Source organism: Caulobacter sp. NIBR2454, from assembly GCF_027474405.1.
GTDB lineage: Bacteria > Pseudomonadota > Alphaproteobacteria > Caulobacterales > Caulobacteraceae > Caulobacter.
In genome coordinates, this window is the sequence record NZ_CP114871.1 from 1,713,341 (window position 1) to 1,731,170 (window position 17,830).

Here is a 17,830-nt window from a genome sequence, read left to right on the forward strand (position 1 = left end):
CGGCTCGATGCAGCCTATTACAACTACCGCCGCGCTGTCGGCGTTCTGCAATCAGATCAAAGGCCAGCCCTTCGTCGCCGTGGACACCGAGTTCATGCGTGAGACGACCTATTGGCCCAAGCTCTGCCTGATCCAGGCCGCCGCGCCAAATGCGGAGGCGGTGATCGATCCGCTCGCCGAGGGGCTCGACCTTGAGCCGTTCCTCGAAATCCTGCGCGACGAGAGCATCCTCAAGGTGTTTCACGCCGCTCGTCAGGACGTTGAGATATTCAACAACCTGGACGCCATGCCGCGCCCGCTGTTCGATACCCAGATCGCCGGGATGGCGGCGGGCTTCGGCGAGCAGATCGCCTATGACGCCCTGGTCCGCCAGATGCTGAAGATTGAGCTGGACAAGTCCAGCCGCTTCACCGACTGGGCCCGCCGCCCGCTGACCGAGGCGCAGCTGACCTACGCCCTGGCCGACGTGACCCATCTGGCCGCGCTGTTCCCGATGCTGCGCGAACGCCTTCAGAAAGCCGGACGCCTGGCCTGGGTCGAGGAAGAGATGGCCGCGGTCACCGATCCGGCCGCCTATGATGTCGATCCGGAAAAGGCCTGGCGCAGGCTGAAGCCGCGCAAGACCCAGGCGAAATATCTGGCCGTGTTCCGCGCCGTGGCCGCCTGGCGCGAGCGGACCGCCCAGACCCGCGACCAGCCGCGTGGCCGAATCCTGAAGGACGACGCCATCGACGAACTGGCGGCGCAGGCGCCGATCGACGTGGCGGGCCTGGATCGCCTTCGTGGCGTGCCGAAAGGCTTCTCAGGTTCGAAGTTCGGCCCGGACCTGCTGGAGGCCATCAGGACGGCCCTGAAAGATCCGGAGGGCTATGCCCCAGTGATCGAGCGGGGGCCGCCTCCGCCGCAGAACGCCGGCGCGGTGGTCGAACTGCTCAAGGTTCTGCTGAAGGCGCGAGCCGAAGACGCGGGCGTGGCGTCCAAATTGATCGCCACGGTCTCGGATCTGGACAAGATCGCTTCGGATGACGAGGCGGACACGCCCGCCTTGAAGGGTTGGCGGTATGACGCGTTCGGCGCCGACGCCCTGAAGCTGAAGCGCGGTGAACTGGCTCTGGTGCTGGATGGCGCCCGGGTTCGGGTCGTCGAAGTGCGCCGGGCCCCCAAGGCCGCCAGCTAGGCGGTCTTCATCTGGAGCTTGAGGCCGAGGACCTGAGCCAGGGTCCCGGCTCGCTTCGCGGTCTGCTCGCCCAGCAGCATGTCCACCCAGCCCGGTTCGGCGCTGAGGTGAAGCATATTCTTGTCGATGGTCAGGCGCGAACGGCCCAGCAAGGCGGCGCTGCGGCCTGAAAGGTCGCTGCCCAGGCGAATGGCGGCGCCGAGAGCCCGCGCCCGGCGGATGCGTTCCGGCGACAGGATGCGGGCCAGGGTGTCCGGCTCCGGCGGATTGAAGGTGCCGCTGTGGCGGGCGTAGGACGCCGCGGCCAGAAAGCCCCGCTCGGCATGGTTCATCCCGGCGATGGGCGCCCGCAGAACCTGTTCGAAAACCAGGGCGGCGCGATGGTCGGGGTGCAGGCGCGCCCCCAGATTGGCGAGACGACAGGCGGCCGCCAAAAGCACCGCGTCGCGATCGCCGAACAGGGTGGGCAGGGATGAGAAGGCCGGCTGCAGCCAGTCTTCCAGCGCACCTTCCAAGGTATCGTCGAAATCGTGGACGCCCAGGGTCGCGCAGCCTTCGACCAGGGGGTCCAGCATGCGGATCTTGGGAGGCATGGCCTCGAACAGCAATCCTTCGCGCAGGCCGAAGGCTGACAGGGCCACGGTCTGCAGGTCTAGATGCTCGATCAGCGCCTCCAGCACCACGGCCGCATAGGGCATGGTTTCTGCGCGCTTCTTGGAGACGCCCGGAATGCGTTCGAGCGATTCCTTTGACTGGCTGGCCACGAAGCGGGCGGCGTCGAGGGTCTCGGCGCGGCTCATTTCGTACTGATGGACCAGCTGCAGCGGATAGCCGTTCATCCGCATGTGCATCAAGGCCAGGTTGCGCCAGGCGCCGCCCACGGCGTGGAAGTCGGCGGCCCTGAAGCGATCCGCGACGGGCGCCAGAACCGCGTCGACCAGACGGCGTACCCGGGCATGGTCAAAGGCTTCCGCCAGGCCGAGCGAGAACGGTCCCAGGGGCAGGGTTATGGCGTCGCCGGCCCCCGTGCTGCCCAGGCGAGTCAATTCCAGGCTGGCGCCCCCCAGATCGCCCACGACGCCTTGCGACGTCGGATCGCCGGCCAGGACGCCGAGGGCGGCGTAACGGCCTTCTTCCTCGCCTGTCAGCAGGCGGACGGTGAAGTCAGCCTCGGCCTTGATGCGGCGCAGGAAGTCCTGACCATCGGTGGCGTCCCGGACGGCGGCGGTGGCGGCGACGAAGGTCTGGGCCGGCTTGACCGCGTCGATCACGGCGCGGAAGCGGCGGATGGCGGCCAGAGCGGCGGCGGAGCCCTCAGGCGACAGCCTTCCGGTGACGGCCAGGTCACGACCGAGACCGGCCAGCACCTTTTCGTTGAAGATGGTCCAGATGGCCCGGCCTTCCAGCCGGTACAGCACCAGACGCACTGAGTTGGAGCCGATGTCGATGACGGCCGCGTCCTGCGGCGCCACGTCGGGCGCGTCAGAACGGCGCGTCAGGGGCGCCAGCCAGTTGTCCCGAAAGCCGCGGGTCGTCAGCACTTTGAGGCTCCTGGCGTCGCCGGGGAGGGCGATCCCTGACGCCGTTTAGCCGCGCGGGCCCACGTGGTCAAAGGCTCGCGGCATGTCTTTCACACGAGCCCCCCGGCCGGACAGGCTGGGATTGGTCATGAAGTAGTCATGAGCGGAGAAGGCGCCCTTGTGGTTCCATGCCGGGTCGCGGCTGTACTCGCCTTCCTCGCTAAGCCGCCAGGACTGGGCCTCGTCGTTGAGGTTGGCGACCATGATCTGGTTCAGGACCTGCTGATGGACAGTCGGATTCTCGATCGGCACCAGGGATTCCACCCGCCGGTCGAGGTTGCGCGACATCCAATCGGCGGAGGAGATGAAGACCCGCGTATGGGGACTGGGCATGGCGTGGCCGTCGGCGAAGGCCACGATCCGGGAATGCTCCAGGAAGCGGCCGACGATGCTCTTGACCCGGATGTTCTCGGACAGGCCCTTGATGCCCGGCCGCAGGCAGCAGATGCCACGGATGACCAGATCGATCTCCACGCCGGCCTGACTGGCGACGTAAAGGGCGTCGATGACGGTGGCGTCCACCAGGCTGTTGAGCTTGGCCCAGATAGCGGCGGGCTTGCCGGCGCGGGCGTTGTCGGCCTCGCGGGCGATCATGGCCAGCAGATCGGTCTTGAGGGTGATCGGCGAGAAGGACAGCTTCTCCAGCCGCTCTGGCCGGGCGTAGCCGGTGATGAAGTTGAACAGCAGGCCGGCGTCGCGGGCCATTGCTGGGTCGGTCGTGAACAGCGATAGGTCGGTGTAAACCTTGGCCGTCTGGGGGTGATAGTTTCCGGTGCCGAAGTGGCAGTAGGTGCGCAGGGCGTCGCCCTCGCGGCGGACCACGACGCTGACCTTGGCGTGGGTTTTGAACTCCACGAAGCCGAAGACGACGTGGACGCCGGCGCGCTCCAGGTCCTTGGCCCATTTCAGGTTCGCTTCCTCGTCGAAGCGAGCCTTGATCTCGACCACGGCGGTGACGGACTTGCCGTTGTCGGCCGCCTCGATCAGGGCGGCGACGATCGGGCTGTCGGCGCTGGTGCGGTACAGGGTCTGCTTGATGGCCAGGACGTTGGGATCGTGGGCGGCCTGTTTGAGGAACTGGACCACGACGTCGAAGCTCTCGAACGGGTGGTGGACCAGGATGTCCTTCTCGCGGATAGCAGCGAAGCAGTCGCCGCCGTAGTCGCGGATCCGCTCGGGGAAGCGGGCCTGGAACGGCGGGAACTTCAGTTCCGGGCGATGGGTCGGGATCAGCTGGGTCATCTGGGCCAGGCCCAGCTTGCCATCGACCAGGATGACGTCCTGCGGTTCGGCGCGCAGGCCTTCGATGATGAAGTCGCGCAGGTCCTGCGGCATGGCCGTCTGAAGCTTGGCGCGGACGACCGAGCCCAGGCGGCGCTTTTTCAGGCGGGCCTCGAACTCGCGGACCAGATCTTCGGCCTCTTCCTCGATCTCAACGTCGCTGTCACGGATCAGGCGGAACAGGCCGCGACCCTCGACCTCGTAGCCGGGGAAGATGTGGTCGAGGAACAGAATGATCAGGGATTCGAGGGCGATGATCCGCCGCTCGCTCTTGCGTGACCGGCTGGAGGCTTCAGTCAGCTGCCAGAAGCGCTCGATCTGGGCGGGGATCGGGACCAGGGCGTAGAGCGACTTGCCGTCGGCGACGCGCTTGAGCTTCAGCGCCAGGCAGAAGCCCAGGTTCGGGATGAACGGGAAGGGGTGAGCCGGGTCGATGGCCAGGGGCGTGAGCACCGGGAAGATCCGCGACAGAAAGATTTCCTCGGCCTTGGCGTGGTCGCGGGGCGTCACGTCCTTGGCGTCCAGCAGGGTCAGGTTCTCGCCCGCCAGTTCGACGCGAATCTGGCTCCAGATGGCCTGTTGGTCGGCCATCAGTTCGGCGGCGGACTCGTTGATGGCGGCCAGTTGTTCGGACGCGGTCAGGCCGTCCTGGCTGACGGCGCGGACGGCCTCGCGGACCTGGCCCTTCAGGCCGGCCACGCGGACCATGTAGAATTCGTCGAGGTTGGCCGCCGAGATCGCCAGGAAGCGCAGGCGCTCCAGCAAGGGATGGCGGGGGTTCTGGCTTTCCTCAAGGACCCGGCGGTTGAAGGCCAGCCAGGAAAGCTCGCGGTTGATGAAGCGATCGGGCGACGCCAGCAAGGCCTCGTCGAGCGCGAGTTGCGGCTCGGTCGGGGCGGTCTGGATCACGTCGGTCATTCGTCTACGCCTCTAGGCTTTGGTCACTGGTCGTCGAAGCCACTATCAGTCGAAAAGTTCTAAGTTTTCCGTGTCGTTTTCAAGAATCTGACGCGCGAGCACGCGGGAAATCGCCTTTTGCTCGGCGTCGGCGGCCTCATCCAGCTTCTTGACGATCTCCAGAGCCTGGGGGACCGACCGCTGCATGCGACGCAGCAGGTAGGGATAGACGTCCTCGGCCGGGCGGATGTTGCGTTCGCGGAAGAACTTGCGAAGGACGCCCTCCAGAACGATGTCGTCCGGCTCTTCGATCTCGGCCACCGGCATGGCGTTCAGGCGAGAGCGAAGGTCGGGCAGGGTGGTCGTCCACTCCCGAGGCGCCTTGCGCGACGTCAGCAGCAGCGTGCTTTCGTTCTGGGCGGCCATGTTGATCAGATGGAACAGGGCCTCGTCGGAAACCCAGTCATCGGCGTTTTCCAGCAGCACGGGGCGACCGGGGAGGGAGGCGAGATCGGCGGGCTCCTTACGCGTGGGAGCGACAGCATCGACCTTGGACGCCCATTCGCGAGCCAGATGGCTTTTTCCGACCCCGGCGGGGCCGATCAGCGCTAGGCAGCCGCCATGCCAGGCCGGCCAGGCGTCGAGGGCGCGCAGAGCTTCCCTGTTCGTTGGAGACGCCACGAAGTCTTCCCGCGCGAACGACGCGGGTCTTTTAAGCTTCAATCTCAGTTGGCGAGCCAAATGCGATGACGTCCACGAGCGTTAATCACGTCATGACCTTAACGGGACATCTGTGGCAGGTCGATGTCCTCCGAAGGTCGTTGTGTGGAAGACTTGACCAAGTTGTGGACGGCAAAGGCTTTTGCCCACGGCTTTTCAGCCTCGCGCGGTTGCTGCGAAGGAAAAGGGAAGGGTGCGGAGCATCCAGGCCTTCGCCCGGAATTTGTGGAGTTGAGTACCGTTTCGACGAAGGAAGAACGCTCCGCGCGGTCGTTATCCCAGAGGGGGGAGCGCGCGGACGTCTTAGGCCCTTCACTCCCGGCGGCCCCTGGACGGGCGGATCGCGCGACGACGCTTTCCGATAGGCGAGCTTACGTCCTTCGCCCTCACCCCGGCGGCTTTCGACCGCCGGCGATTATCCCGCTCGACCACATCCCATCGCCGCATCAAGTCGCCGGCCGAGCGCCCTTCCCATGCGATGGGACGAGAACAGATTAAGCGAGGTTTGGAAGGGGTGGATAAGGGGCGTGATTTACCCGGTCTGGGAGCCCGTGGACTCGTGGCTCATGGCCTTGGCGCCCAGGGCGACCTGTTCGGGGATGCGGCCATCGGCCTTTCGCTCGCTGTAGCGGTCGACGAGGTAGTCGGCGCGGTCACGGGTCAGCAGGGTGAACTTCATCAACTCCTCCATCACATCGACGACGCGGTCGTAATAGGCGGACGGCTTCATGCGGTCGTTCTCGTCGAACTCCTGCCAGGCCTTGGCGACCGAGGACTGATTGGGAATGGTGATCATGCGCATCCAGCGGCCGAGAAGGCGCAGGGTGTTGACGGCGTTGAAGGACTGCGAGCCGCCGCTGACCTGCATGACCGCGAGGGTCCGGCCCTGGGTCGGGCGTACGCTGCCGATCTCCAGCGGGATCCAGTCGATCTGAGCCTTCATGATCCCGGTGATCGCCCCATGCCGTTCGGGGCTGCACCAGACCTGTCCCTCCGACCAGAGAGACAGGGCGCGAAGCTCCTGGACCTTCGGATGGTCGGGAGTGGTCGCATCGGGGAGGGGGAGGTCGCGAGGATCGAAGATGCGCGTCTCCGCCCCCAGATGCTGGAGGATTCGCGCGGCCTCTTCGGTCAGCAGGCGGCTGAACGACCGCTCCCGCAGCGAGCCGTAGAGCAGCAGTATGCGCGGCGGGTGCGTGGCGACGGCGGCGGGTTGCAGCGCGTCGTGGGTCGGGGTGGGCAGGAACTGCGCCTGAAGGGCGGGAAGGTCGGTCATGGCGGGCTCCTGGCTGTCTTCCAATCATCGTATAGTTCTACTATTGTGGAAATATGGAATCGAAAGAAGCCGTTCCCGCGCTCGCCGCTCTGGCCCATGAGGGCCGGCTGGCGATTTTCCGCTTGCTGGTCCAGGCCGGGCCGGAGGGGCTGGCCGCGGGCGAGGTCGCGCGCCGGCTGGACATTTTGCCCAACACCCTGTCGGCCAGCTTCAATGTGCTGGCCCATGCCGGCCTGATCGGGTCGCATCGGGAAGGCCGGTCGATCATCTACGCAGCCGACTACGGGCGGATGAGCGCGCTGCTCGGCTTCATGATGGCCGACTGCTGCAACGGGTCGCCCGAAATCTGCGGGCCGCTCAACCAGATTCTGGAGCAGGCCGCGTGCTGCGCTCCCAACCAAACCAGACAGACGGAACCGGCATGAGCGCCCCCTTCAACGTCCTTTTTCTCTGCACCGGCAATTCCGCCCGTTCGGTGATCGCCGAGGCCCTGGTCAACAAGCTGGGCGCGGGCAAGTTCAAGGCCTATTCGGCGGGATCGATGCCGAAGGGCGAGATCAATCCCCACTCGATACCGGTGGTCGAGAGCCTGGGCTTCAAGGCGCAGGATTTCCGCTCCAAGTCGTGGGACGAGTTCGCCGTGCCGGGCGCGCCGAAGCTGGATTTCATCTTCACCGTCTGTGACGACGCCGCGGGCGAGGTCTGCCCGATCTGGCCGGGACAGCCGATGACGGCGCACTGGGGCATTCCTGATCCGGCCGCCGCGACCGGCACGCCCGCCGAGATCGCCGTGGCCTTCGCCGAGGCGCGGCGTCAGCTGGAGAACCGTATCCAGCTGTTCCTGCAGCTACCCCTCGCATCGCTGGACAGGTTGTCGCTGCAAAGCCGCCTGCGTGACATCGGCAAGACCGTCGACTGATGTCGGTCTTCGAGCGCTACCTGACCCTTTGGGTCGCCCTGTGCATCGTGACCGGCATCGTGCTGGGTCACTTCTTCGGGCCGGTCTTCCAGGCCGTCGCGGCCATGGAGGTCGCGCGGGTCAATCTGCCGATGGCGGGGCTGATCTGGCTGATGATCACGCCCATGCTGATGAAGGTCGACTTCGCGGCGCTGGGGCAGGTGAAGGCGCACTGGCGCGGGATCGGGGTGACGCTGTTCATCAACTGGATCGTCAAGCCGTTCGGCATGGCGGCCCTGGCCTGGCTGTTCATCGGCTGGCTGTTTCGGCCCTGGCTGCCAGCGAACCAGATCGACAGCTATATCGCCGGCCTGATCCTGCTGGCGGCGGCGCCCTGCACGGCGATGGTGTTCGTGTGGAGCAATCTGACCGATGGCGAGCCGCATTTCACGCTCAGCCAGGTGGCGTTGAACGACACCATCATGGTGGTCGCCTTCGCGCCGATCGTGGGGCTTTTGCTGGGCCTGTCGGCGATCACCGTGCCGTGGAGCACGCTGGTGCTGTCGGTGGCGCTGTACATCATCGTGCCGGTGGTGGCGGCGCAGCTGATCCGGCGAGCCTTGCTCAAGTCGGGCGGGCAGGGCGCCCTCCTGCGAGCGCTTGGCTATCTGCAGCCGCTGTCCATCGCGGCCCTGTTGGCGACGCTGGTGCTGCTGTTCGGGTTTCAGGGCGAGCAGATCATCCGTCAGCCGCTGATCATCGCGCTGCTGGCCGTGCCGATCCTGATCCAGGTCTATCTGAACTCCGGCCTAGCCTATGTGCTGAACCGGGCCACGGGCGAGGCGCATTGCGTCGCCGGGCCGTCGGCGCTGATCGGGGCGAGCAACTTCTTCGAACTGGCGGTGGCGGCGGCGATCAGCATCTTCGGCTTTCAGTCGGGCGCGGCCCTGGCGACGGTGGTGGGCGTGCTGATCGAGGTGCCGGTGATGCTGTCCATCGTCGCCATCGTGAACCGCAGCAAGGGCTGGTACGAGCGCGGCCCGCGGGTGGGCAGGGGCGTCGGCCCCCGCTGACGGCGGCGAAACGCACGCCGGCGGCGGTCGCGAAACCTTGACATCACCGGCCTGTCATGCGCCCTTCCGCCGCTCGCAAATCAGTGCGTTTTTCTCGAAGATTCCGACGTTTCACATGCACGCCTATCGCTCTCATAACTGCGGCCAGCTCCGCGCCTCCGACACCGGCGCCGCGGTGCGCCTGTCCGGCTGGATCCACCGCAAGCGCGATCACGGTGGGCTGGTGTTCATCGACCTGCGCGACCACTACGGTCTGACGCAGCTGGTGTTGCACCCCGAAACCCCGGGCTTCGACGTGGTCGAGCGCCTGCGCACCGAGAGCGTGCTGAAGATCGACGGCGAAGTCGTCGCCCGTTCGCCCGAAACCGTGAACGCCAACCTGCCGACCGGTGAGGTCGAGGTTCGCGTCAAGGCGGTGGAAGTGCTGTCGGAAGCCGCCGAGCTGCCGCTGCCGGTGTTTGGCGAGCCGGACTATCCGGAAGAAATCCGCCTCAAGCACCGCTATCTCGACCTGCGCCGCGAGACGCTGCACAAGAACATCGTCCTGCGCTCGAAGGTCATCCAGTCGATCCGCGCGCGGATGTTCGGCCAGGGCTTCAACGAGTTCCAGACGCCGATCCTGACCGCCTCGTCGCCGGAAGGCGCGCGCGACTTCCTGGTGCCGTCGCGTCTGCATCCGTCGAAATTCTACGCGCTGCCCCAGGCGCCCCAGCAGTTCAAGCAACTGCTGATGGTCTCGGGTTTCGACCGCTATTTCCAGATCGCGCCGTGCTTCCGCGATGAAGACCTGCGCGCCGACCGTTCGCTGGAATTCTACCAGCTCGACGTCGAGATGAGCTTCGTCACCCAGGAGGACGTGTTCGCGGCTATCGAGCCGGTGATGCACGGGGTGTTCGAGGAGTTCGCCGACGGCAAGCGCGTCAGCGCCTATCCCTTCGACCGCATCCCGTACCGTGAAGCGATCTCCAAGTACGGCTCGGACAAGCCGGACCTGCGCAATCCGATCGAGATGCAGGATGTGTCGGAGCATTTCCGCGGCGGCGGTTTCGGTCTGTTCGCCAAGATCCTGGACGCCGACGCCAAGAACGCGGTGTGGGCCATTCCCGCGCCGACCGGCGGCAGTCGCGCCTTCTGCGACCGCATGAACAGCTGGGCGCAGGGCGAAGGCCAGCCGGGCCTGGGTTATGTCTTCTGGTCGGAGGACCAGGGCGGCTGGGGCGGCCCGATCGCCAAGAACCTGGGCGCGGAAGCGGCCGACAAGCTGATGACCAGCCTGGGCCTGAAGAGCGGCGACGCGGCCTTCTTCGTCGCCGGCGACCCCTCGGTATTCTACAAATTCGCCGGCTCGGCGCGCACCAAGGTGGGTACGGACCTGAACCTGGTGGACGAGGACCAGTTCAAGTTCTGCTGGATCGTCGACTTCCCGATGTTCGAGTGGAATGAGGACGAGAAGCGCGTCGACTTCAGCCACAACCCGTTCTCGATGCCGCAGGGCGAGCTGGAGGCCCTGACGACCAAGGACCCGCTGGACATCCTGGCGTACCAGTACGACATCGTCTGCAACGGCTACGAGCTGTGCTCGGGCGCGATCCGGAACCACAAGCCCGAGATCATGCTCAAGGCCTTCGAGATCGCCGGCTATGGCGCGGAAGTGGTCGAGGAGCAGTTCGGCGGCATGCTAAACGCTTTCCGCTATGGCGCGCCGCCGCACGGCGGCCTGGCCCCCGGCATCGACCGCATCGTCATGCTGCTGGCTGGCCAGACGGCGATCCGCGAAGTCATCGCCTTCCCGCTGAATCAGCAGGGCCAGGACCTGCTGATGAACGCGCCGGCCGAGGTGCAGGACCGTCAGCTGAAGGAACTGCACATCCGCACGGCCCCGCCGATCAAGGCTTGATCGACGGCGACGGCCTGAAACAAAAAACCCTCCGGCTTGCGGGCCGGAGGGTTTTTTTATCGGCTGGAGAAGGCGTCGGTCAGTTGCGCGGCGGCTTTGGCGGAACCGGCGGCGCCGGTTGCACGCGCACGGCGCGCATCCTGGCGGCGGCTTCGGCTTGGGCCGCCCGAGCTTCGGCCTGGGCGGCGCGAGCCTCGGCCTGGGCTTCCGCATGGATCACCACGCGGCGATGGCGGCTAGCGCAGCCCTTGGACGTGATGCCCGACGGCAGGCGGGTGGAGGAATTGCTGCAGGCGTCGTCGATCTGGTCCTGGGTCAGGCCCTTGGCGCGAGACAGGTCCGCGCCATGCAGATTGGCGTTGCTCAGATCGGCGTTGCGGAAGTCTGCGCCGTCGAAGTCGGCCCCGGTCATGATGGCGCTGTTTAGATCGGTGTTGCGGAAGTCCGCCCCGCTGAAATTGCCGGCGGACAGGTTCGCGGCGTTCATTTCGGAGTTACGAAAATCGACCCTGCGGGCGTCGGCGCCGACCATGATGACGCCGTGCAGTTCGCTATGGCGCAGATCGGCCTCGGTCAGCTGGGCCTTGCTGAAGTTCACGCCCTTGAGCTCGGCGCTGCGCAGATCGACGCGGCGGAGGCGCGCGGCCACGAAGTTGGAGCCGGTGGCCTCGATCCCTTCCATCTGGGCGCCCGAGAACTCGGCGCTCTGGAAGTTGGCGCCCATCATATAGGCCCCGCGCAGATCGACCCGCGACAGGTCGGCGCTGGCGAAGTTGGAGCCCACGATGCGGGCGCCGCGCATGTCGGCGCCGACCAGGTTGGCGCTCTGAAAATTGGCGCCGTTGATGCGGGCGTTGAGCAACTTCTTGCCCGACAGGTCGCACCCGCCGCAGGACCCGCTGAGCGAGATCATGCGGGCCACGTCCTTTTCGCCGTTAGGCGCGCGCGCTTCGGCCACGCCGGCGGTCGCGGCGAGCAGAAGAGCGGAAAGGGCGAAGGCGATACGCGGCATACATACGCTCCAGCGACTGTTACCAACCCATTTGGTGCCGCTGGGGTGCTGACGCCACTTAATTCGAGTTAATGGCGCCGCCGTCGCTCCGGCCTGCCTGAACGCCACAGGTGTCGCAGACGCTCAAGCCCCCGCGCTGGACCAGCGCCTGATCGCCGCAAGCGGGGCACATGCCGGCCAAGGGGCCTGTGACAGCCTGGGTTTCAGCCTTGCGGCCGCCGAAGGGAAGCAGGACCAGGTTGTCGGGCGCCGCGCCGCGCGAGAAACCCTTGGAGATGAATTTGGACGCCAACTGCGGCGTTTCGTCCTCCGCCCCCTCGGGCGCGTTCTTGCCGGCCCCGAGGCCGTCGGCGTTGAACTCGGCCGGGTCGGCGTTGGCCAGGTCGTCGCGGCCCAGATAGGACACGCCCAGTTCGCGGAAGATGTAGTCGAGGATCGAGGTCGCCGAGCGGATGGAGTCGTTGCCCGTGACCGGGCCGGCCGGCTCGAAGCGCGTATAGACGAAGGCGTCGACGAACTCGTCGAGCGGCACGCCATGCTGCAGGCCGATGGAGACCGCGATGGCGAAGTTGTTCATCAGCGAGCGGAAGGCGGCGCCTTCCTTGTGCATGTCGATGAAGATCTCGCCCAACTCGCCGTCGTCGTATTCGCCGGTGTGGATGTAGACCTTGTGTCCGCCCACAGCGGCCTTCTGGATGTAGCCCTTGCGGCGGTCGGGCAGCTTTCGGCGGGCGCGGTCGCGTTCGACGATCTTCTCGACGATGCGCTCGCGGATTTCAGGGGCGGATTCCAGCCGGCGACGAGTCGTTTCCTCGACCTCCGGCAGGTCCAGGGCGAAGCTGGCCGGGGCGGGACCGCGCACCAGACGCAGGGCGCGCACGCCCGCGCGGGCGGCGGCGGCTTGCAGACGGGCGGCCTCGGTCGGGCTGTCGGCGAAGTCCAGCTCCAGCGCGACGGCGGAGGGGGTGCAGACGAAGGCCTCGATGGCGGCCGTCATGGACAGGCGCGCGGGCAGGGCGATCTCGGCCGGCTCGGCGAACACCGACTGGGCGCGCTCGCCCAGGAACGGCGCGTCCGACAGGCGCCGAGCGCCCAAGGCGTAGGTCTCGGCGGCGGCGATCTCGTCGGGCGTGAAGCCCGCGAAGGCCAGGGTGTCGAAGTCCGGATCCATGACCGCGTCGCTGTCGGCGCCCAGGACGTCGCAGACGAAGCCGGCCTCGATCACCGCCGGAGCGAAAGCGGCGCGCAGGGAGCCAGCCAGGGGCAGGACGGCTTCGGCCGCGGCGATCTCATGGGCGGTGAAGCCCTTGGCCTCCAGCGCTGCGTGGTCGATGGCCGGCGCCTCGCGCAGATCGCCGACGCCCAGGGCGTGCGCCCGTAGATCGTCAGCCAGACCCAGGGCCTTGGCGCCGGTCAGGGCGGCGTCGGCCAGGACGGGGACGATCTCGCCGTCGGCGGTCTCGGAGACCGTGACGGCTCCGGTCCAGGGCGCGGCGCCCAAGGGCGCGCCGAGACGCAGGGCGAGCTCGGCGTCTTCGAAGAGAGAGCTTACGGCGGTGTGGGCCAGCTTTTCGGAGTGCTGCGCGGCGTCGCTGAACAGGGTTGCGGCGCGGGCGGCGATGTCGCCCTTCAGCTTGCGGGCGGCCTGGGCCCGGCGGCGCAGGGCGGCGGCGAGGGCGGCGCGGTCGTCCTCGGCCAGCGGAGCGGCGGCGGCCCGGGCGGCGATTTCGGCAGAGGCGCGGAAGGCCTCAGCCGTGAGCAGGGCGAAGAGGACGGAGGCGGCCTTGCGACCGTCTTCCGCGCCATAGGGCAGGCCGAGGGCGACGATGTGATCGCCCAGCCCGGCCAGGGTCAGGTCGATGCGGCCCGCGGGCAGGCCGGCGGCGGCGCGCTCGATCTCAAGCGCGGCGGTCATCAGGCCGACCACGTGGCTGAAGGCGTCGAGGTCAAGGCCGCCGTCAGAGACGAAGGCGCGGATGTCGATGGCGGCGGCGGGTGCGGAGGCTTGCAGGGCCGCCGCATCGAGAGGATCGAAGGCCAGGGTCAGGCGGCCGGTCTCCCAACCCGCCTGGGCGGCGCGGCGGGCGGAGGGCTCGGCGGCCTCCACGGTCTTGCGGATAGCGGAGACGAACAGACGAGCGGGGGCGGCCAGGGCGGGGGTGGCCTGCGGGATGGGCGCGGCGCCGGCGCGGGCCAGCAGGATGGCGTCGGCGATCTGGGCGTCGTCGGCCCCGGCTTCGCGGGCGGCGCGAGCGGCGCGGGCCAGCGCCGTGTTGCGACGGGGATCGGCGCAGGCGGCCGCGTCGCCCTCGCAGCGGGCCACGGCGTCCGAAACGGCGGCGAGGCGGGCGGACAGGTGGCCGGCGGCGCGCTCGGCGCAGGTGGCGGCGCGGGTCTGGGCCACATGGCGCGCGGCGGCGGCGTTGAACTCAAGATCGTCCAGGGCGGCGCTCTCGGCGCGGCCGGCGGGAGCGAGCGTGGCCGGGGCGACATAGCCGAGGGTCAGGGCGGCGAACAGTTCTTCGCGGAAGGCCTGGGCGTCGGCGGCCTTTGCGAACAGGCCCTGGGCCAGGCCGAAGGCGGCTAGGCGGCGAGCGTAGCGGTCGGGACCGCCGGCCAGCAGGGCGCCGGTGGGCGATTCGGCGATCAGGGCCTTTGGCGTATCGGCATGCGGCAGGTCGTGGGGAAGCTGGGCGGCCCAGTCGAGCCAGGCCTGAACCCGAGCGTCAGGCCAGCTCTTGGGGGCGAGAACCCCGGCCAGAGCGTCCGCGGTCTCGACGGTGCGCAGCTCGACCTCCGCCGCACGCCCATGGGCCGAAAGACGCCTTACGAACCGCATGAAGCGACTCTCCCGTTAACCTCGCCGCGAAAAGCTAAAGGCCGGGAGGGGTGCGATCAATAGATGTTGGGGTTCGCGCCGGCTTATCCCCAACATGTTGCATATTTCGCGATGCTGGACGCTGCCCGACGCCCCGCCTATATTCCGCGCGCGTCCGCTGACCGGCGGATGTTGCGCCCCCTGTTTTCGGAAGCGATCGCCCGCGTGCTGAACCTGCTGAAATCGATCTTCACCTGGTGGAACCAAGGCACTGTGGGCCTGCGCTTCACCGTCAGCCGCCTGGGCCGTTTTGTTGGCCAGGATGAGTACGGCAACCGCTACTTCGAAGCCCGCGACGACCGCGAAAGCTATGACGTGGGCCGCAAGCGCCGCTGGGTGATCTTCCGCGGCTATGCCGACGCGTCGAAGGTGCCGGCCGAATGGCACGGCTGGCTGCACTACACCCTGGACGAGGTCCCGACCGACGAGCCGCTGGCGCGCAAGGTCTGGGAGAAGGATCACCTGCCCAATCTGACCGGCACCGTCCATGCCTGGCGCCCGCAGGGCTCCATCGCGCGAAGCGGTGAGCGTCCGGCCGCCACGGGCGACTATCAGGCCTGGTCGCCGGAGTAAGGCGCTTGAAGCCCATGCGGATCATCGTCGGCGGCGCGGTTTTGCTGTCGGCCGCCGCCGCAAGCTTGGCCATAGCGCAGCAGACGCCCCCGCCGGCCGCACAACCCGCGCCGGCTCCAGTTCCCGCCGCGCCGTCGCCCGCGTCGGAAGCGCCGCCGCCGATCGCCGTCATCCCGCTGCCGCCAGCGCCCGCCGCCGCCCCCGCCGTGGTGACGCCCGCGCCCGAGGCGCCCGCGCCGACCAAGCCCGCCATCGCCCCCAAGCCGGACGAGCCGCTGAAGCGCGGCCGCTCCGGCGTCGCGATCATGCAGGCCCTGGACAAGATCACAGCCGAGACCATGCGCTTCGAAGCGCCGGTCGGTCAGCCGATCCGCTACAAGAACCTGATCTTCACCGTGCGGGCCTGCGAGACCAGCGCCCCGGACGAGGTTTCGCCCGACGCCACTGCATATGTACAGGTGGTGTCGCAGAGCCGCGACGACCGGGGCCGGCCGGTGGGCCCGGTGCGCGACGTGTTCCGTGGCTGGATGTACGCGTCCTCGCCGGGCGTGCGCCCGCTGGAGCATCCGGTCTATGACGCCTGGCTGATCGCCTGCAAGGCTTCGGCCGCACCGGCCCCGGCCGGAAAGCGGTAGAAGTCGGCGTCTGTCGCCAGGGCGGCCTCGAGCCGCCGGCGATACTTGTCCCGAGGCAATTCCATCGCCCCGAACGTCGCCAGATGGTCGGTGAGGAACTGCGTGTCCAGCAGGGTGAAGCCGCCGGCCACCAGGCGGGCCACGAGGTGGGTCAGGGCGATCTTGCTGGCGTCGGTGGCGCGGCTGAACATGCTTTCACCGAAGAAGGCCCCGCCGATCGATACGCCGTAGAGGCCGCCCACCAGCTGGCCGTCGCGCCAGCATTCGACGCTGTGAGCCAGACCCAGCAGGTAGAGCTCACGATAGAGCATCTGGATCGGGTGGTTGATCCAGGTCTCGGGCCGGTCGGGACGCGCTTCGGCGCAGGCTTCAACGACGGCGTCGAAGGCCGTGTCGATGCGGATTGTGAAGGGCTCGCCGCGCAGGGTGCGGGCCAGTCGCCGGGGCACGTGGAACCGTTCGAAGGGCAGCACGCCCCGACGCTCGGGATCGATCAGGAAGATGCGATCATCGTCGCGGGCGTCCGCCATGGGGAACACGCCGCGACGATAACAGGCGATCAGGTCCTCGACCGTGAAGGCGTCCACGTCACGCCTGCGCCTTGATCCAGTTTTCGAGCCAATGGATGTTGTAGTCGCCGTCCAGGATGTCCTGCTGGTTCAGCAGGTCGATGAACAGCGGCGTCGTGGTTTCGATGCCGCCCACGACCATTTCGCCCAGGCAGCGCTTCAGACGGGCGATGCACTCGGCGCGGTCGCGGCCGTGGACGATGAGCTTGCCGATCAGGCTGTCGTAGTAGGGCGGGATCGAATAGCCGGCGTAGATGGCGCTATCGAGACGCACGCCCAGGCCGCCGGGAGCGTGGAAGTCGGTCACCAGGCCCGGCGAGGGCGTGAAGGTGCGGGCGTTCTCGGCGTTGATGCGGCATTCGATGGCGTGGCCTTCGAAGACGACCTCTTCCTGGGTGAAGCTGAGCGGCAGGCCGGCGGCGATGCGGATCTGCTCGCGCACCAGATCGATGCCGGTGATGGCTTCGGTGACCGGGTGCTCCACCTGCAGGCGGGTGTTCATCTCGATGAAGAAGAACTCGCCGTCTTCGTACAGGAATTCGATGGTTCCGACGCCGAGGTAGCCGATGGCGCGGACCGCATCGACCACGACCTTGCCGATCTTGGCGCGGGCGGCGGCGTCGATGGCCGGGGAGGGGGCTTCTTCCAGCACCTTCTGGTGGCGGCGCTGCAGCGAGCAGTCGCGTTCACCCAGGTGAACCACGTTGCCGTGGCTGTCGGCGATGACCTGAAGCTCGATGTGGCGCGGCTTTTGGAGGTAGCGCTCCATATAGACCGTGCCGTCGCCGAAGGCCGCGGCGGCCTCGGCCTGGGCGGTGGCGACAGCCTCGCCCAGGGATTCGCGGTCCAGGGCGACCTTCATCCCACGACCGCCGCCGCCGGAGGCGGCCTTGATCAGGACGGGGAAGCCGATGGTTTCAGCGGCAGCCATGGCCTCTTCGACCGTGGCCACGCCGCCGTCGGAGCCGGGAACGACAGGGATGCCGGCGTCCTTGACCGTCTGCTTGGCGGTGATCTTGTCGCCCATGACCCGGATATGCTCGGGCTTGGGGCCGATGAAGGTGAAGCCGTGCGCGCCGACGATCTCGGCGAAGCGGGCGTTCTCGGACAGGAAGCCATAGCCCGGGTGGATCGCCTGGGCGCCGGTGATCTCGGCGGCGGCGATGATCGACGGGATGTTCAGATAGCTCTTGGCCGCCGGAGCGGGGCCTATGCAGACGCTTTCGTCGGCCAGGCGCACCCACATGGAGTTGGCGTCGGCTTCGGAGTGAACCGCCACGGTGGCGATGCCCATTTCCTTGCAGGCGCGGTGGACCCGCAGGGCGATCTCGCCGCGGTTCGCGATAAGGATCTTGTCGAACATG

Annotated in this window: 15 protein-coding genes; 7 read left to right on the forward strand and 8 right to left on the reverse strand. The window is 67.6% G+C overall.

Annotated features, from left to right (window positions below; all coding sequences use genetic code 11):
• Positions 1-7 precede the first annotated feature (7 nt).
• Positions 8-1,177 carry a ribonuclease D gene (gene rnd, locus O5K31_RS08445; RefSeq protein WP_269716855.1) on the forward strand — a complete coding sequence of 390 codons (1,170 nt, stop codon included), beginning with the start codon at positions 8-10 and terminating at the stop codon, positions 1,175-1,177.
• Here the strand turns inward: rnd and O5K31_RS08450 are convergent.
• From O5K31_RS08450 to arsH, 4 genes are all read right to left on the reverse strand, one after another.
• On the reverse strand, positions 1,174-2,715 hold the full coding sequence (locus O5K31_RS08450) for a Ppx/GppA phosphatase family protein (RefSeq protein ID WP_442867781.1): 1,542 nt from the start codon (positions 2,713-2,715) through the stop codon (positions 1,174-1,176). The two genes, rnd and O5K31_RS08450, sit on opposite strands and share 4 nt — an antisense overlap.
• A 48-nt stretch (positions 2,716-2,763) precedes the next feature.
• Positions 2,764-4,956 (reverse strand): RNA degradosome polyphosphate kinase, encoded by a 2,193-nt coding sequence (locus O5K31_RS08455; RefSeq protein ID WP_269716856.1) that lies wholly within the window; start codon positions 4,954-4,956, stop codon positions 2,764-2,766.
• A 45-nt stretch (positions 4,957-5,001) separates the two neighbouring features.
• Positions 5,002-5,616 (reverse strand): DnaA ATPase domain-containing protein, encoded by a 615-nt coding sequence (locus tag O5K31_RS08460; RefSeq protein ID WP_269716857.1) that lies wholly within the window; start codon positions 5,614-5,616, stop codon positions 5,002-5,004.
• A 571-nt stretch (positions 5,617-6,187) separates the two neighbouring features.
• Positions 6,188-6,931, reverse strand: a complete 744-nt coding sequence (gene arsH, locus O5K31_RS08465) for an arsenical resistance protein ArsH (protein WP_269716858.1) — start codon at positions 6,929-6,931, stop codon at positions 6,188-6,190.
• A gap of 53 nt (positions 6,932-6,984) precedes the next feature.
• Here arsH and O5K31_RS08470 point away from each other — a divergent pair, with 53 nt between their 5' ends.
• The 4 genes from O5K31_RS08470 to aspS all read left to right on the forward strand — a co-directional run bounded on the left by O5K31_RS08470 (position 6,985) and on the right by aspS (position 10,799).
• The gene (locus O5K31_RS08470) at positions 6,985-7,356 is read left to right on the forward strand and encodes an ArsR/SmtB family transcription factor (protein ID WP_269716859.1); all 372 of its coding nucleotides are present in this window, start codon (positions 6,985-6,987) and stop codon (positions 7,354-7,356) included.
• Positions 7,353-7,850 (forward strand): arsenate reductase ArsC, encoded by a 498-nt coding sequence (locus O5K31_RS08475; RefSeq protein ID WP_269716860.1) that lies wholly within the window; start codon positions 7,353-7,355, stop codon positions 7,848-7,850. The genes O5K31_RS08470 and O5K31_RS08475 overlap by 4 nt, the downstream gene beginning before the upstream one ends.
• The gene (gene arsB / locus O5K31_RS08480; protein ID WP_269716861.1) at positions 7,850-8,902 is read left to right on the forward strand and encodes an ACR3 family arsenite efflux transporter; all 1,053 of its coding nucleotides are present in this window, start codon (positions 7,850-7,852) and stop codon (positions 8,900-8,902) included. Before O5K31_RS08475 ends, arsB begins: the two co-directional genes overlap by 1 nt.
• Before the next feature lie 115 nt (positions 8,903-9,017).
• Positions 9,018-10,799 carry an aspartate--tRNA ligase gene (gene aspS / locus O5K31_RS08485; protein ID WP_269716862.1) on the forward strand — a complete coding sequence of 594 codons (1,782 nt, stop codon included), beginning with the start codon at positions 9,018-9,020 and terminating at the stop codon, positions 10,797-10,799.
• 79 nt (positions 10,800-10,878) lie between these two features.
• Here aspS and O5K31_RS08490 read toward each other — a convergent pair whose 3' ends face one another.
• Entirely contained in the window at positions 10,879-11,811 is a 933-nt protein-coding gene (locus tag O5K31_RS08490; protein ID WP_269716863.1) for a pentapeptide repeat-containing protein, read from the reverse strand.
• A 58-nt stretch (positions 11,812-11,869) separates the two neighbouring features.
• Positions 11,870-14,650: a TSCPD domain-containing protein gene (locus O5K31_RS08495; RefSeq protein WP_269716864.1), complete on the reverse strand. Its 2,781-nt coding sequence runs from the start codon at positions 14,648-14,650 to the stop codon at positions 11,870-11,872.
• Between the two features lie 213 nt (positions 14,651-14,863).
• Between O5K31_RS08495 and O5K31_RS08500 the strand changes: the two genes are divergently transcribed.
• Together O5K31_RS08500 and O5K31_RS08505 are read left to right on the forward strand one after the other, a co-directional pair.
• Positions 14,864-15,262 carry an NADH:ubiquinone oxidoreductase subunit NDUFA12 gene (locus O5K31_RS08500; RefSeq protein WP_269717028.1) on the forward strand — a complete coding sequence of 133 codons (399 nt, stop codon included), beginning with the start codon at positions 14,864-14,866 and terminating at the stop codon, positions 15,260-15,262.
• Between the two features lie 14 nt (positions 15,263-15,276).
• Positions 15,277-15,897, forward strand: coding sequence for a DUF2155 domain-containing protein (locus tag O5K31_RS08505; RefSeq protein ID WP_269716865.1), 621 nt, complete (start codon positions 15,277-15,279; stop codon positions 15,895-15,897).
• Here the strand turns inward: O5K31_RS08505 and aat are convergent.
• Together aat and accC are read right to left on the reverse strand one after the other, a co-directional pair.
• Entirely contained in the window at positions 15,834-16,484 is a 651-nt protein-coding gene (gene aat / locus O5K31_RS08510) for a leucyl/phenylalanyl-tRNA--protein transferase (protein WP_269716866.1), read from the reverse strand. The two genes, O5K31_RS08505 and aat, sit on opposite strands and share 64 nt — an antisense overlap.
• A 1-nt stretch (position 16,485) precedes the next feature.
• A complete protein-coding gene (accC, locus tag O5K31_RS08515) occupies positions 16,486-17,829 on the reverse strand; it encodes an acetyl-CoA carboxylase biotin carboxylase subunit (RefSeq protein ID WP_269716867.1) in 1,344 nt (447 codons plus the stop codon).
• Position 17,830 lies beyond the last annotated feature (1 nt).

What these genes read in the sequence shown, in the direction of transcription:
- rnd (WP_269716855.1), top strand. Translation starts at nt 8, where the DNA reads ATGCAGCCTATTACAACTACCGCCGCGCTGTCGGCGTTCTGCAATCAG.
- O5K31_RS08455 (WP_269716856.1), bottom strand. Translation starts at nt 4,956, where the DNA reads ATGACCGACGTGATCCAGACCGCCCCGACCGAGCCGCAACTCGCGCTC.
- arsH (WP_269716858.1), bottom strand. Translation starts at nt 6,931, where the DNA reads ATGACCGACCTTCCCGCCCTTCAGGCGCAGTTCCTGCCCACCCCGACC.
- O5K31_RS08470 (WP_269716859.1), top strand. Translation starts at nt 6,985, where the DNA reads ATGGAATCGAAAGAAGCCGTTCCCGCGCTCGCCGCTCTGGCCCATGAG.
- O5K31_RS08475 (WP_269716860.1), top strand. Translation starts at nt 7,353, where the DNA reads ATGAGCGCCCCCTTCAACGTCCTTTTTCTCTGCACCGGCAATTCCGCC.
- arsB (WP_269716861.1), top strand. Translation starts at nt 7,850, where the DNA reads ATGTCGGTCTTCGAGCGCTACCTGACCCTTTGGGTCGCCCTGTGCATC.
- aspS (WP_269716862.1), top strand. Translation starts at nt 9,018, where the DNA reads ATGCACGCCTATCGCTCTCATAACTGCGGCCAGCTCCGCGCCTCCGAC.
- O5K31_RS08490 (WP_269716863.1), bottom strand. Translation starts at nt 11,811, where the DNA reads ATGCCGCGTATCGCCTTCGCCCTTTCCGCTCTTCTGCTCGCCGCGACC.
- O5K31_RS08495 (WP_269716864.1), bottom strand. Translation starts at nt 14,650, where the DNA reads ATGCGGTTCGTAAGGCGTCTTTCGGCCCATGGGCGTGCGGCGGAGGTC.
- O5K31_RS08505 (WP_269716865.1), top strand. Translation starts at nt 15,277, where the DNA reads ATGCGGATCATCGTCGGCGGCGCGGTTTTGCTGTCGGCCGCCGCCGCA.
- accC (WP_269716867.1), bottom strand. Translation starts at nt 17,829, where the DNA reads ATGTTCGACAAGATCCTTATCGCGAACCGCGGCGAGATCGCCCTGCGG.